Origin of the sequence: Ferruginibacter sp. HRS2-29 (assembly GCF_024343615.1) — a bacterium.
GTDB lineage: Bacteria > Bacteroidota > Bacteroidia > Chitinophagales > Chitinophagaceae > Ferruginibacter.
This window is the reverse complement of sequence record NZ_RJUB01000128.1, coordinates 25,665-40,351: the sequence shown is the minus strand read 5'-3', so window position 1 is coordinate 40,351 and position 14,687 is coordinate 25,665. Positions and strand designations below refer to the sequence as shown.

Sequence of the window (14,687 nt, the reverse complement as noted above, 5' to 3'; positions counted from 1 at the left end):
ATTACTTTTGATAGCTCCCCTTGGGGCTTTTGCACAAATGGGCGGCGATATAGAATTGAACCTCCCCGACCACGATTCCAAACGCATCCACTTTGGTATCAACGTGGGCGCCAACAGGTCGCATTTCAGCTTTTCACATCATCCGCGTTTTATCAGGCTGCCAAATGGTGCCATCAACGACACCGTAACCGTGGTGGAAAGTGTGAACAGTACCGGTATCAATCTCGCGTGGCTGGTAAACCTCAACCTGAGCGAGCATTTTGATATCCGCACCTATCCGCTCAATCTCGTATTTACCGAAAAAGCATTTCAATACCATCTTTCCTACCCCAATAAAGTGTTGGGTGAAGACAGTATTACCACCAAAAAAGTACAGGGTATTACGTTGGCGCTGCCGTTGCAGGTAAAATTCAGCAGCGACCGTATCGCCAATTTCAAAGTGTATATGATGGCAGGCGGAAAGATCGAGTATGACCTGGCGGCCAATAAAGCTTCCAAGCAAAATGCGGATCTGATCAAATTACAGAAACTCGATTACGGCCTTGAAGCCGGTATCGGTTTTCACCTGTACTTTCCTGTATTCGTACTCACCCCTGAGCTGAAGATCGGTTATGGCCTGCGCAATATGCACAAACGTGATCCCGATCTGAAATATTCAAATGTGATCGACCGGGTAAATTCCCGCACCGTTACTTTTTCTCTCACGGTGGAATAGAATACAGCCACGAATTACACTAATAATATAAAGAGAAAGGCTCCGCTCAATGATCGGAGCCTTTCTCTTTATTCATTAAGCTAAAAGATCAGCCATTGCACCGTTTTTGGTGATAACAGGTAACTAGTACATCCTGTTAGTCCACGTTTGTTTTCATGAAAATTTGGCAGATGTTTTCCATTGGCAAACAATTTGGTATTTTCTATTATACAGAAATAGAAATTCAGTATTTGCTTAAATTGAGAAGAATTTCTTTTGTTAAGATAGTCAGGTGGTAGAGTGGTCGAATGCGCTCGACTCAAAATCGAGTATACGGGAAACTGTATCGTGGGTTCGAATCCCATCCTTACATTGGAAGGCTACTTAGGTAGCCTTCTCTTTTTTACTAGGGTTGCTTTTTTAGTATTTGCTTTGCGCCATGTTGGTATTATCACCAACGATGGTAGCCGCAAAATCATTCGTCTGATTCGTGCCATTCGTGGCATCCTCCCCGCTCTAATTAAAATTATATTCCCTCCTGAACATATTCAGCCTTATACCCGCCGTTACCAGCGTGGTATTGCTTTGTCCGCTCACCCCTTCGATCTTATAATTACGGTGTTGTAAGGAAGCTTCAAAGAATAGGTTTTGCCTGAACTCGTAAGAGATGTTCAACAAGGCATTCAGGCATTTCGCCCTGGCGCCATTGCCCAGTGTAAAATTATCGTCGGGCTGATTGCGGGTGTTGTAATTTTTGAAGATGTCACCACCAAAATTAGTTCCTGCACTATCCAGTCCTTTGTAATAATAAATCGCCGTAGCATCGATGTTCCACCTCGGCCCCGGCTGGTAATGCAATACCCCGATAAATTCCTGGAAGTTAGCTCCGAGCGGATGGGCCAGTGGCTGATTATAATGCGTGTAGTTAGCTGTTGTATCGTTGTGCGAATAGGTGAAAGGACGGACCCGGTTGGTCTCAAACTGCAGATCGAGATTGCGTACGCCAAATGCATCCACATATTTTGCACCCAGCTGTATACCAAATTTATTCACCCAGCTTTTCGGTACATTCCTGATCTCATTTATCCTGAACTCATCCAGCAGGAACTGTCCGTAAAACTGCAGCCTGTGGGCTACGTTCGCTTTGAAATCAAAACCTGCTACGGCATTGTCCGGGCTGCCTACAGTGCCTTCCACATGCCTGTAAAAAATGATCGGGTTCAGGTATTCAAAATCAAAACGGTTCCTTCTTCCGAAGATCACGCCTTCAAACAAACCGATGTTGAGCCATTTGGTCACGTTCATGCTGAGGTGGTGCATGGCCGCATATTTGCGGTCGAGCAGCGTATCCGATTTTTTGGTGAATTGTGGCATCAGTTCCATGAACAGGTTCTGGTAATTCAATTTCCAGATCCTGGTATTTACTTTCAGGAAAAGGTTGCTGTTGCCAAAATCGCTCAGGAAAAGGCTCCTGTAACCATTACCGATAAAATTCTTATCGTAGCCGAATTGAAAATCGATGAATTTTGCGGCGTTGAACGTGACATAACCCCGTGCGTCAAAATAATCGACACCCGTTTTTTTGAAGTTTTTATAAAAACCTGCCCCCGGCACCGAACGGGTGGAATTCACATATTCCTGGAAGAATTGCGGCCCACGTTCCTGGTTTTCGGTAATGATCGAAGCGAAGCCTACTTTTTTCGCGATCATCCCGCGAAGGCTCACACCACGGCTGTTCAAAAAGATGCCTTCCTTATACCCCGGCTCAACTGCCTGCCTGATCTGCAATACCGGGTTTACCGCCAGGAAAAAATCCTTATTGTTCACCTCCAGGAAATTCGCCTGCGTTTTATAAAAAGTATTCCAGATAGGTTTTTTGCTTAAAAAATCTTCTCTTGGCGTGGTCACCCATTCGCTGCTGTTCATGAGCAGGCTGCGCATGTTGTATTCATCCACAGGAGTAAGGTCAAGATCTGTCCATTCCCTATGCATATCCACCCCGGTAGAATCCTTGTATCCCATGCGGGCGCTATCAAGGAATTCTACTTCCTGCACGATATACTTCCTGTTGAACGGTTTTAAAGTGGAAAAATTAAGATTGGTATTGGTTTGCTGTTTTATTTCCAGCCTTTCTATAAAACGCGTTTCCTTCGAACCCTGGTACAAGTAGGTAGATTGTGCTGTAGCCGTTACCGGGCAAACAAAAACAATTACTTTGAGCAGGCTTTTAATAATTTGCATGTGTTTTGGTAATTTTTATTAATTCTTTAAATTCAAGGTATGCAAAAATATCTTTTCCGGGACATTCTGTTGGTAAATGAAGGAAAAATTCAGGCTTCCGACGTACTGGTGAAAGGCGAACGCATTGAAAAGATAGCCGCATCCATCAACGAAAAAGGCAACGTGACGGAGATAAATGGCGAAGGCAAATACCTGCTTCCGGGTGCCATCGACGACCAGGTACATTTTCGCGAACCGGGGCTTACCCACAAGGCCGATATTCATTCGGAAAGCCGTGCAGCCGTTGCCGGAGGCACCACCACGTTCATGGAAATGCCCAACACCATTCCGAATGCACTTACGCGTGAACTGCTGGAGCAGAAATATGCTATCGCGAAAGCGAACTCGCTCGCCAATTATTCCTTTTTCATGGGCGTGAGCAACGATAATGCAGATGAAGCATTACGCATCAATGAAGCCAAAAACGATATCTGCGGATTGAAGATCTTCATGGGCAGCAGTACCGGCAATATGCTGGTAGACAACCACAGCACGCTCAACCGTATTTTCAGCGAAAGCGAATTACTGATAGCCACTCATTGCGAAGATGAACGGATCATCAAAAGGAATTACGAGCTAAGGAAAAATGAGAAAAATAATCTTGAAGCCTCCGACCATCCCATCATCCGTGATGAGGAAGCCTGTTTTGAATCATCCCTGGTAGCGGTACAGTTTGCAAAAAAATACAACAGCCGCCTGCATATCCTGCACATCAGCGCCGAAAAGGAACTGCAGTTGTTTGGCAATATGCTTCCGTTGAAAGACAAACGCATCACCTCGGAAGTATGTGTGCATCACCTGCATTTTACTGCCGATGATTACGAAAAGCAGGGCTATCATATCAAATGCAACCCCGCCATCAAAGCGGCTTATAACAAAGAAGCCCTCTGGGAAGCCTTGAACGACGACCGGCTGGATGTGATCGCTACGGATCATGCCCCACACCTGCTTTCGGAAAAAACCGGGCCGTATGAACATGCACATTCCGGGCTTCCGCTGGTGCAGCATTCGGTTTCGCTCATGCTGTATTATCATAGCCTGGGGAAAATAACGCTGGAAAAGATCGTGCAAAAGATGAGCCATGCGGTAGCGGATTGTTTCCAGATAAAAGACCGTGGATATATCCGCGAGGGGTACTATGCCGACCTGGTAATGGCAGATCTCCAAAAACCGGCCACCGTAACCAGGGAAAACATCCTGTATAAATGTGGCTGGAGCCCGCTGGAAGGCTTCCATTTCCCATCCAGCATTGAAAGCACGATGGTAAGCGGAAATTTAGTTTATGAAAAAGGGGCACTCATTGAGTCTCATAGGGGACAAAGGATAACCTTTAACAGATAAAAGCATGGCGGGTGTCCGGTTATTTGATCGCTTGCGAAGCAATCTCTGCGAAAACCTCTGCGTTTTCTCCCGTTCTCTGCGGTTGGAAATCCTTCTTTACCGCAGAGAACCAGAGCAAAGAGAGTTTGCGCAGAGAATAATTTTTTGAGCAAACGATCAAAATGACCTGCACCCGCAACCCGCAACTTTCAAACATTTCACTCATTCACTCATTGACCCATTCACTTATGGAGATAGATAAAACCACCATCGACGACCTTTCCATATTCAATTCAGAAGAGGAATTTTCAGTTTTCAGCAAGATCAACCAATGTGTCACTATTCGTGGCAAAGACCAGTTGCGGCGAAGCCTCAGCAAACCGCTGGAAAGTGCCGACGATATCCGTGAAGTGCAGCGGGTGCTGAAGTTCATCATCCGCGAAAAAGCGCACTGGCCTTCGCTCATCAGCAACGGGACCGTAATGGTGGTCGAACGTTTTTTTGAGTCCAATATTTCGGCTATCCCTTCTACCCCATCGAAGATCTCGGCGATGAGTTATAAGATCATCAATGGCCACGATTATTCGCTGGTGCGGTATTCTGTCAATCATTATTTCGACCTGGTAAAAGGCATGCAGCAGATGGTGGATCATTTCACCCAATCGGATACGCCGGAGTTGCTGAAGATAATATTGCAGGCTGCGCAAAAGATCATCGGCAGCGAGCGATTGGCCATTATTGGTAAATACAGGAAAGCATCGGAAATGCCGCCGCAGGAGATGTTGTACCTCGGGCATTTTTTCCGTTATCATTACAAGAATAACATGATCAGCCTGCTCAGTATTTTTGCGCAGCTGGATGCCTGGTATGGCATGGCGATGGCGGTGGTAAAATACGAGCTGATATTTCCTGAGATAGCAGACTCGCATCAACCGGTGATCGATGCAAAAGGGCTTTATCATATCCTGCTCCGTGAGCCGGTACCGTATGATGTGGCATTGGATAAAGAAACAAATTTTCTTTTTCTTACCGGGGCCAATATGGCGGGCAAAAGCACTTTCATCAAAGCGGTTGGCAGCGCCGTTTTCCTGGCACATATGGGCATGGGCGTTCCGGCTGCCAGCATGCGGCTGAGCGTATTCGACGGCATGCTCAGCAACATCAATGTGATCGACAACATCATGAAAGGTGAAAGTTATTTCTTCAACGAAGTGCAGCGTATAAAGGCTACCGTTAGTAAGATCAGCGATGGAAGAAAATGGCTCATCCTTATTGACGAACTGTTCAAAGGAACCAATGTACAGGATGCCATGAAGTGCAGCCTGGCTGTGATTGAGGGATTGCTCAAGATAAAAAATTCTCTCTTCATACTTTCTACACACCTCTACGAGATCGGCGACGACCTGAAAGGCCATCCGAACATCACGTTCAATTATTTTGAAACAAGCGTGCTGAATGATCAGCTCAATTTCAATTACCAGCTCAAGAGCGGTATCAGCAACGACCGGCTGGGTTACCTGATCCTGAAAAAAGAAGGGGTGGTGAAGATGCTGGAAGATCTTTGATCAATGGATAATGTCATAATGGATAATTGATAATGCTTTTGGGTTGAATGTCTATATTAATTTGAAAGTTCCTCGGATCGAAAAAATTATCCATTATCCATTATACAATTATCCATTCTATTATCCATTAAAAAAGCCCCATTTGTACCACACGGCTCATTCTCTTTTGCATAGCTTTTTCACGACTTATATGATACACAGGCGTTTCCTCATATCTCGATGCTACAATTATATTCGTTTCCCCGGCATGTGCTTCAAATAATTGCTTCGCGATAAGCGGGTCATTATTATCTTTTGACAAATGTGCCAGCAAAAGATGGGTCATCGCCGGCGGACGATGCGTGGTAAATAATTCCAGCGCCTGCCGGTTGGATAAATGCCCGTGGCCACCTCGTATACGGTTTTTCAGAAAGATCGGGTATCTTCCTTTGTCGAGCATTTCCTCATCATAATTCGCTTCCAGGAAAGCTGCATCACACTGGCTGAAATGTTTTACCAGGTGCTCACAGCTTTTGCCGATATCGGTAAATATGCCTACGGTAATACCATTGCTTTGCACGATAAAACTATGCGGATCGGCGGCATCGTGAAATTTAGGAAAAGCGGTAATGCTCAACGCCCCTATCTGTACCGGCTCATAAGGCGTAAAACTTTCTACATACTGTCGTTTGAGATCGGCGCAACCGATCAATGTTCTGGAAGTAATATATACGGGCAGCTGAAATTTATTCGCGATCACCGGTAACCCTTTTATGTGGTCGCCATGCTCGTGTGAAATGAAAATAGCTTTCACTTTGCTCATCGAAAGATCGAGGCGGCGCATCCTCTTTTCCGTTTCCCGGCAGGTGAGCCCGGCATCTACCAGTATCGCTTCGCGGTCGTTACCTATATAGTAACAATTGCCGTTGCTGCCGCTGTTGAGGGATGTGATGAAAAGGGACATGGCGCAAAGCTAAGAAGAGGGAAGATATCTGCCTAAATTTTTTAGTAACAAAAAAGCCGATGCCGGTTACTGGATGCTGGTCACCGAAGCAAAAAATAAGTTGAATATCTTAATGGAAAAAGGAAGACGTCTTAACAATAATTTGCCGGGAAGACGGGAAGATATTTATTCAGGTTTTTCTTCCCGTCTTCCCGGCAAATTATTTATTGCAATCACATTTTTGGTTAAAAGCCATACCGGTCATCCGCGAAAGAAGAAGGGGAAAAATTCATCTAAGTACATAAGCACTATCATGTATGATTAATCTGCCATACTGGAAATGTCCATGTGTGCCGGTTTCAATTTGAGCAGGTTGCTCTAAAGGCTTTATGTAAAAGGTAAAATTCTACGATAGGTGTAACAACACATGTTCCAGGGAGAAAATCACCAGTCATTTCCCCGAAAAATCTCCTCCATTTCCTGTTGAAAACCTCCATGCCATCTCCGGCTTAATTCAAACCTTTACAAATGTTAGTAAAAACATTCGGAAGTGCCGTGTATGGTGTGGAAGCCATCACCATCACGGTAGAAGTAAGTGTAAATAATCAGGGCCAACATTATTTCATCGTGGGGCTGCCGGATAATGCAGTAAAGGAAAGCCTGCAACGTGTGGAGAGCGCCATTAAAAGCAATCATTATTTTATGCCAAGAACAAAACTTGTCGTCAACCTTGCACCGGCAGACATTAAAAAGACCGGCTCCGCATTCGATCTGCCGATCGCGATCGGCACACTCGGCGCTACCGACCAGATAGAAAACCCTGAACGGCTGGAGAAATTCGTCATCATGGGAGAAGTAAGTCTCGATGGTGAAGTGCGCCCTATCAGGGGTGCCTTGCCAATAGCCATCCAGGCCAGAAAGGAAGGCTTTGAGGGACTGATCGTTCCTGCGGCAAACGCCCGCGAAGCCGCTATGGTAAATGACCTGAAAGTGTATGGAGTGAATCATCTGACAGAAGTGATCGGTTTTTTCAGTAATGAAGCATCACTTCAGCCGGTGATCGTAAACACAAGGGAAGAATTTGCGCTGGCGCAAAGCAGTTTCGATATTGATTTTTCTGATGTAAAAGGACAGGAAAATATCAAACGGGCATTGGAAATTGCGGCGGCGGGCGGGCACAACGCCATCCTCATTGGCCCGCCGGGAGCCGGAAAAACCATGCTGGCAAAAAGGCTGCCTACCATATTGCCGCCGCTTTCGCTACAGGAAGCCTTGGAAACAACCAAGATCCATAGCGTTGCAGGCAAGCTGATGGAAAATGCGACATTGGTGAGCAAACGGCCTTTCAGAAGCCCGCACCATACCATATCAGATGTGGCGCTGGTAGGTGGTGGCGGCAATCCCCAGCCCGGAGAAATATCCCTGGCCCATCACGGGGTTTTGTTTCTCGATGAGTTGCCCGAATTCAAACGTTCCGTACTGGAAGTGATGCGCCAGCCCATGGAGGAACGCAGGGTAACCATCAGCAGGGCGAAGATTGCCCTCGATTTTCCCGCCAGTTTCATGCTCATCGCCAGTATGAACCCCTGCCCCTGCGGTTATTTCAATCATCCTGATAAAGAATGCACCTGTGGCCCCGGAGTAGTACAACGTTACCTGAGCAAGATATCAGGGCCATTACTCGACCGGATAGACCTTCATGTAGAAGTGACCCCGGTAGCATTCAGCGAACTTTCTTCCATGCAATCTTTTGAAAAAAGTTGCGACATCCGCGACCGGGTGATCATTGCCAGAAATCTGCAGGCAGAAAGGTACCGGACGATACAGGATGTGTATGCAAATGCACAAATGAGCAGTAGTATGCTAAAGGACATCTGCGTGATATCTTCACCCGGCCATCAGTTATTGAAAGCGGCCATGGAGAAATTAAATTTATCTGCACGGGCCTATGACCGCATCTTAAAAGTAAGCCGGACGATCGCCGACCTGGGCGGCAGTGCCGATATTCTTCCGCAGCACCTGGCTGAAGCTATTCAATACAGGAGCCTTGACAGGCAGGGATGGGGAAACAGGGCAATTGGATAATCACAAATTGAAATTACGAATTACGAATTACGAATTACGAATTACGAATTACGAATTACGAATTACGAATTACGAATTACGAATTACGAATTACGAATTACGAATTACGAATTTGAGCGAAGATATGAGCGAAGATATGAGTGAGATAAGATCACAGATTTCAGAGGGATGCAGGAGATTACACAGATTTTTCACAAGTGAAAAACTGAGCTGCAGTTTAAAATTTTTGAAACTTTAATAAAAGCGGAAAGATTTATAAACTGCATTTTGTTTTCTGCGAAGCAGAAAATAATCTGAGTAATCTCCTGCATCCCTCTGAAATCTGTGATCTTATCTCGCTTCAATCATTCGTAATTCGTAATTTTCAATTCGTAATTGTATCTGTTATTTCTTTTCACTCGACTCAACGATCTTCTCCGCTACCGATGACTTTTCCAGCTTCCGCTGTTGCCGCCGCATCCATACTTCGCCTTTGTGGCGGGTAGGCACTTCATCCCCGAGCAGTTTTCCCCATGGCTTCATTTCGGGCAGGCGATCAAAAATGATCTTTAGGATTGCCACAAATGGAATGGAAAGGAACATTCCCGCAACTCCCCACAAAGCGCCTCCGAGCAGCACAACAACGACGGAAAAGAATGCATTGATCTTAACCCTTGAAGACACGAGGAATGGAACGAGAAAATTATTATCGATAAATTGAATGAGGGTATAAGCACCTACGATGAGTAATGGCGTGGTAAACCCATCTTTTGTTACCGCGGAAATGATCACGGGCAATGCGATGGCAATTATTCCACCGATATAGGGAAGCATGTTGAGCAATGCACCGATAACACCGAGTAATATCGCATATTCGACGCCCAGCAACAGTAGCGCAACCGAATTGAGCACGGCTACCACGAGCGCTTCCAGCAGCAGGCCCACCATGTAACTCTGTATGGCCGATTTGGTTTCGCCGAGCACTTCAGATACTTTGGCCGTATTTTCTTCCGCGAATATTTCGTGAAAAAAATTGATGATGAGTGTTTTGTAAAACAATAAAAGAAATACATAAATAGGGATCAGCACGATCAGTCCGATGGTGCCCAGCAAGCCTCCTACAGCACTGCCCAGCAACGCCTTGCTGTTGTTGAGTGCATCATTGAGCGCCTGTTGTTGTTTTTCTATGGAAACATTAAAGTTAGAAGAAAGCCATTGCTGCAGTTGCCCGAGATGCTCGTTGAATTTCACCTTCAGGGCAGGTAAGTTATCACCAAAGTTCATCACCTGGGAAGAAATAAAATACAGTATTCCTGCCACAAGTATAAATGCCAGGGTCAGCGAAAGCGAAATGGCAACGATCTTGTTCACCCCTTTGTTCTGCAACTTATTCACCAGCGGGTTCAGGAGTATGGCGATGATCATCGAAAAAGCGATGGGTGCCACAATTTCCTTTAACGTAAATAATGCGATACAAAATAGCGTTAACCCCAGCAACACCACGGTGCTTTTAATATAAAACGGGTATTCTTTGATGGCAGGCTTCATGTGAATAATTTATTACACGAATTAAAGCGAATTAACCGAATTAGTGAGATAAATATTTACGAACCAGATCTGAAGTATTTCCAGACTGCCAAAAAAGTTCAAACTCGATGTTTAACTATCAATTTTCCACTTTCCATTGCCCACTTTTTTTTATTCCTGCCTTTACGTCATTTTTTAGCGAACTTGCACCGGATTTGCTGTTGTCTCCCATCTATCAATCAATTTCTATTCTCCTGCAATGAAAATATTATTAAAATACCTGAAGCCGCACAAATGGCTGGTCATATTTACGTTATTGATGGCATCCATCAATATCGGTTTTTCCCTGGTCGATCCTATCATACTGGGTAAGCTAATAAACCTCGCAAATGACGGCATTGCCAAAAATTTCTCCGAAACTAAATTTTTCTCGTCTTTTAGCTGGGATGATCCCGGCGTTTGGTTCCTTCTGCTTTGTTCAATTTCGGTAGCCATGGTCAGCCGGATCGCCAAAGCATTCCAGGATTATTTCCTGAATGTGGTAATTCAAAAATTCGGCGCCAGCGTTTTCACCGACGGGTTGCAACACGCTATGAAACTTCCTTACTACCAGTTTGAAGATCAACGTAGTGGGGAGACCTTGTCCATTCTCACCAAAGTTCGTTCTGACGTAGAAAAATTCATGACCAACTTCATCAATATACTTTTTGGCGTATTGATCGGGGTTATCTTCGTTTTCGTTTATGCCGCCATATTTATCAACTGGCGTATTCCTGTCGCTTACCTGGTCGGCATTGCTACTCTTACTTTTATCACCAATTTGCTGAGCAAAAAAATAAAGGCGATACAGAAGAATATTGTCGGACAAACAACCGCTTTAGCCGGCTCTACTACCGAATCATTACGCAACATCGAACTGGTAAAAAGTCTTGGTCTCACGAGGCAGGAAGTAGAAAGGCTGAATAAAAACACATATAAGATCCTCGGCCTCGAATTATCGAAAGTAAAACGCATCCGCAGTATCAGCTTCATTCAAGGCACGATGGTAAATACTTTACGGCAGGTGATCTTATACATTTTGATGTGGCTGATCTTCCATCACGAGATGAATGCGGGTCAACTGGTAACGATGCAGATATTTTCTTTCTTCGTTTTTGGCCCATTACAGGAAATCGGTAATATCCTGTTATCCTATCGCGAAGCGGAAGCATCTCTTACCAACTTTGATGCGCTGATGAATAAGGCCCCTGAGTCGGAACCACTGAACCCAAAACCATTGGGAAATATTCGGACACTTTCCTTCAATCATGTTTCCTTCCAGCATCAGACCGCTTCTCACAAAGCCATTGACAATATCAGCTTTGATGTAAAGACCGGTGAAACCATCGCATTTGTTGGCCCAAGCGGTAGCGGTAAATCAACGCTGATGAAATTATTGGTGGGCTTGTATCGTCCGCAGGAAGGAAAAATATTATACAATAACCTCGATGAAACGGAGATCCTTTTTGACGACCTTCGCAGGCAGATCGGTTTTGTAACGCAGGACACCAACCTCTTCAGCGGGACCATCAGGGAGAACCTCATGTTTGTTAATCCCCAGGCTACGGAAGCAGAACTTAATGCCGCATTGCAAAAAGCATCCTGCACCCAACTTTTGCAGCGTGCCGAAAACGGCCTCGATACGATGATCGGAGAAGGAGGATTGAAACTTTCCGGGGGAGAAAAACAACGTATCTCCATTGCCCGGGCATTGCTGCGCAAACCACACCTGCTGATATTTGATGAAGCTACCTCCGCCCTTGATTCTATTACGGAAGAAGAGATCACCAATACCATCCGCGATGTTTCTGAAATCAAAGACCAGGTAACGATATTGATCGCACACAGGCTGAGCACCATCATGCACGCCGACAGGATCTATGTGTTGGAAAAAGGCGAAGTGGAAGAAACAGGCACGCATGAAGAACTGATTGAAAAGAAAGGATTGTATTATGCCATGTGGAGGCAGCAGATCGGGGAAAGAAAGAAATGATTTTGATGACATATATTACCTGAATTACCGGGATCAAACTAATTAAACTATTTATCTCCGCTAATTCGTTAATTTGTGTAATTCGTGAAATAAAACTGTATGAATCCAGATATCATCGGCTACATCGGCGGCATATTTTCCTCGGTTTCATTTTTGCCGCAGGTAATAAAAATATGGAAGACAAAGTCTGCCACCGATCTTTCGATGCCCACTTTATTATTGCTCACCTGCAATGTAACACTCTGGCTTTCCTATGGTATTTCAATCAGTAACAGGCCTTTGTGGATCACTAATGCCATCGTATTATCGATGGTACTGGCTATGATCTATTTTAAGATCAGGTTCAGAAACAATAAGACATAATCATGGAAAAACAAAAAAGAAGTACACCAAATTCATTGTGGAGCATGCTCACTATGAAATGCCCGAGGTGCAGACGTGGGGAAATGTTTACCGATCCCAACGCCTACCGCAAATTATCGCTCAAACATATTTTCGACATGCCGGAGTATTGCCCCGAGTGCGGACAAAAATATGATATGGAACCGGGCTTCTGGTATGGCACAGGCTATGTAAGTTATGCGCTGACGGTGGCTATCTCCGTTGCCACTTTTGTAGCATGGTGGGTACTGATAGGAATTTCGGTAAGCGACAGCAGGATTTTCTGGTGGCTGGGGATAAATGCAGTGATACTGGTTATTTTGCAGCCATGGATTATGCGCCTGAGCCGGGTGATCTATATGAGGTTTTTCATCAGCTACGATCCGGATTATGAGAAGACAGCTCCGAAAGAGTTTAAGTAGATCTTATTACACGAATTAAAGCAAATTACACGAATCAGCGAGAAAAAGGCACGAATTAAAACAGGCATTACCTGCTTAATTCGTGCCTTTTTTATAACATCACCTCCGTTAATTCGTGTAGTCAAATCGTGTAATCAACCAATGTTCTCAATTATTCCCGCAATCCCTTGCCCGCCGCCAATACAGGCCGTTACCATTCCATATTTTTTATTCAGTCGTTTCATATCGTTGATCACCTGGATGCTCAGTTTTGCACCGGTACAACCAAGCGGGTGCCCCAAAGCGATCGCACCACCGTTGATGTTCACGATATCCTGATTCAGTCCCAGCGTTCTTATCACCGCCAGAGATTGAGAAGCGAATGCCTCATTCAATTCTATCAGGTCGATATCACTTAAATTCATACCCGCTTGTTTCAGCACTTTCGGAACGGCAGCTACCGGCCCGATTCCCATCAGCCTTGGCTCTACGCCCGCACTGGCGCAATTTACCAGCCGTGCTATCGGTTTCAGGCCAAGTTCATTCACCATCCTTTCGCTCATCACGATCACGAATGCCGCACCATCGCTGGTCTGCGATGAATTCCCTGCCGTTACTACTCCACCCGCTGCAAAAGCCGGTTTCAGTTTGGCCAGGCCCTCAGGTGTAGTGTCTGTACGTACACCTTCATCGGTATCCATCACATAGGATTTCTTTTGTTTTTTTCCCTTCGCATCCAGGTACACCTGCTCGACCATGATAGGCAAAATGCCACTTTTAAAATGCCCTTCCTGGATGGCATTGGCCGCTTTCAGGTGGCTATTATAACTGAACATATCCTGGTCTTCCCTGCTCACATTGTATTCGCTGGCCACCGCTTCGGCAGTCAATCCCATGCTGAGATAATAATCCGGTTCATCTACCGCGATAGCATAAGAAGGAACGGTTTTCCATCCCGCGGTAGGCACCAGGCTCATGCTTTCGGTACCTCCGGCAATGATACATTCTGCCATGCCGCAACGGATCTTTGTAGTAGCCATAGCGATCGTTTCGAGGCCGCTGCCGCAATAACGGTTCACGGTAATTCCGGGCACTTCAATTCCAAGTGCTTTTGCCGCAATGATACGGCCAAACTGCAGCCCCTGCTCCGCTTCCGGAACAGCATTGCCCACAATCACATCGTCCACTCTTTTCGGATCCAGCTGCGGAACCGTAGCGATCAAACCTTTGATCACATCGATCGCCAGATCATCGGGCCTGGTAAACCTGAACCCGCCTTTTTTACTTTTTGCTACTGCAGTCCTGAAACCTGCCACTATATATGCTTCCTGCATGGTAATTATTTTTAAAATGGTTGTTTATGCAACTATATATCAAAGTTATAGTTTCTTATTGTAAATTAAAAATTAAGAAATAAGAATTGAGAACGCTTCAGTTGAAATGGCCATCTGGCACCCGTAATTTGATATGTAAAATGAAAAATATACCGCAGGCAAACCGG

Annotated in this window: 12 protein-coding genes; 7 read left to right on the top strand and 5 right to left on the bottom strand. The window is 45.2% G+C overall.

What is annotated here, in order from left to right; genetic code table 11:
- The first annotated feature begins 7 nt into the window (after positions 1-7).
- Entirely contained in the window at positions 8-715 is a 708-nt protein-coding gene (locus EGI32_RS14095; protein WP_255156008.1) for an outer membrane beta-barrel protein, read from the top strand.
- Between the two features lie 495 nt (positions 716-1,210).
- Here EGI32_RS14095 and EGI32_RS14090 read toward each other — a convergent pair whose 3' ends face one another.
- Complete coding sequence (locus EGI32_RS14090) at positions 1,211-2,935, bottom strand: capsule assembly Wzi family protein (RefSeq protein ID WP_255156007.1); 1,725 nt, start codon at positions 2,933-2,935, stop codon at positions 1,211-1,213.
- A gap of 39 nt (positions 2,936-2,974) precedes the next feature.
- Between EGI32_RS14090 and EGI32_RS14085 the strand changes: the two genes are divergently transcribed.
- Together EGI32_RS14085 and EGI32_RS14080 are read left to right on the top strand one after the other, a co-directional pair.
- On the top strand, positions 2,975-4,315 hold the full coding sequence (locus EGI32_RS14085; RefSeq protein ID WP_255156006.1) for a dihydroorotase: 1,341 nt from the start codon (positions 2,975-2,977) through the stop codon (positions 4,313-4,315).
- 227 nt (positions 4,316-4,542) lie between these two features.
- Entirely contained in the window at positions 4,543-5,859 is a 1,317-nt protein-coding gene (locus EGI32_RS14080) for a DNA mismatch repair protein MutS (RefSeq protein ID WP_255156005.1), read from the top strand.
- A 127-nt stretch (positions 5,860-5,986) separates the two neighbouring features.
- Here the strand turns inward: EGI32_RS14080 and EGI32_RS14075 are convergent, their stop codons facing one another.
- Positions 5,987-6,802 (bottom strand): MBL fold metallo-hydrolase, encoded by an 816-nt coding sequence (locus EGI32_RS14075; RefSeq protein WP_255156004.1) that lies wholly within the window; start codon positions 6,800-6,802, stop codon positions 5,987-5,989.
- 507 nt (positions 6,803-7,309) lie between these two features.
- Between EGI32_RS14075 and EGI32_RS14070 the strand changes: the two genes are divergently transcribed.
- Positions 7,310-8,866: a YifB family Mg chelatase-like AAA ATPase gene (locus EGI32_RS14070; protein WP_255156003.1), complete on the top strand. Its 1,557-nt coding sequence runs from the start codon at positions 7,310-7,312 to the stop codon at positions 8,864-8,866.
- Between the two features lie 253 nt (positions 8,867-9,119).
- Here the strand turns inward: EGI32_RS14070 and EGI32_RS21400 are convergent, their stop codons facing one another.
- Positions 9,120-9,188 carry a hypothetical protein gene (locus tag EGI32_RS21400; RefSeq protein ID WP_369681668.1) on the bottom strand — a complete coding sequence of 23 codons (69 nt, stop codon included), beginning with the start codon at positions 9,186-9,188 and terminating at the stop codon, positions 9,120-9,122.
- Between the two features lie 62 nt (positions 9,189-9,250).
- On the bottom strand, positions 9,251-10,393 hold the full coding sequence (locus EGI32_RS14065) for an AI-2E family transporter (RefSeq protein WP_255156002.1): 1,143 nt from the start codon (positions 10,391-10,393) through the stop codon (positions 9,251-9,253).
- A gap of 238 nt (positions 10,394-10,631) precedes the next feature.
- Here EGI32_RS14065 and EGI32_RS14060 point away from each other — a divergent pair, with 238 nt between their 5' ends.
- From EGI32_RS14060 to EGI32_RS14050, 3 genes are all read left to right on the top strand, one after another.
- The gene (locus tag EGI32_RS14060) at positions 10,632-12,404 is read left to right on the top strand and encodes an ABC transporter ATP-binding protein (RefSeq protein WP_255156001.1); all 1,773 of its coding nucleotides are present in this window, start codon (positions 10,632-10,634) and stop codon (positions 12,402-12,404) included.
- 99 nt (positions 12,405-12,503) lie between these two features.
- Entirely contained in the window at positions 12,504-12,767 is a 264-nt protein-coding gene (locus EGI32_RS14055) for a SemiSWEET family sugar transporter (protein WP_255156000.1), read from the top strand.
- 2 nt (positions 12,768-12,769) lie between these two features.
- Positions 12,770-13,207, top strand: a complete 438-nt coding sequence (locus EGI32_RS14050) for a DUF983 domain-containing protein (protein ID WP_255155999.1) — start codon at positions 12,770-12,772, stop codon at positions 13,205-13,207.
- Between the two features lie 134 nt (positions 13,208-13,341).
- Here the strand turns inward: EGI32_RS14050 and EGI32_RS14045 are convergent, their stop codons facing one another.
- Complete coding sequence (locus tag EGI32_RS14045) at positions 13,342-14,520, bottom strand: acetyl-CoA C-acyltransferase (RefSeq protein WP_255155998.1); 1,179 nt, start codon at positions 14,518-14,520, stop codon at positions 13,342-13,344.
- Between the last annotated feature and the right edge of the window lie 167 nt (positions 14,521-14,687).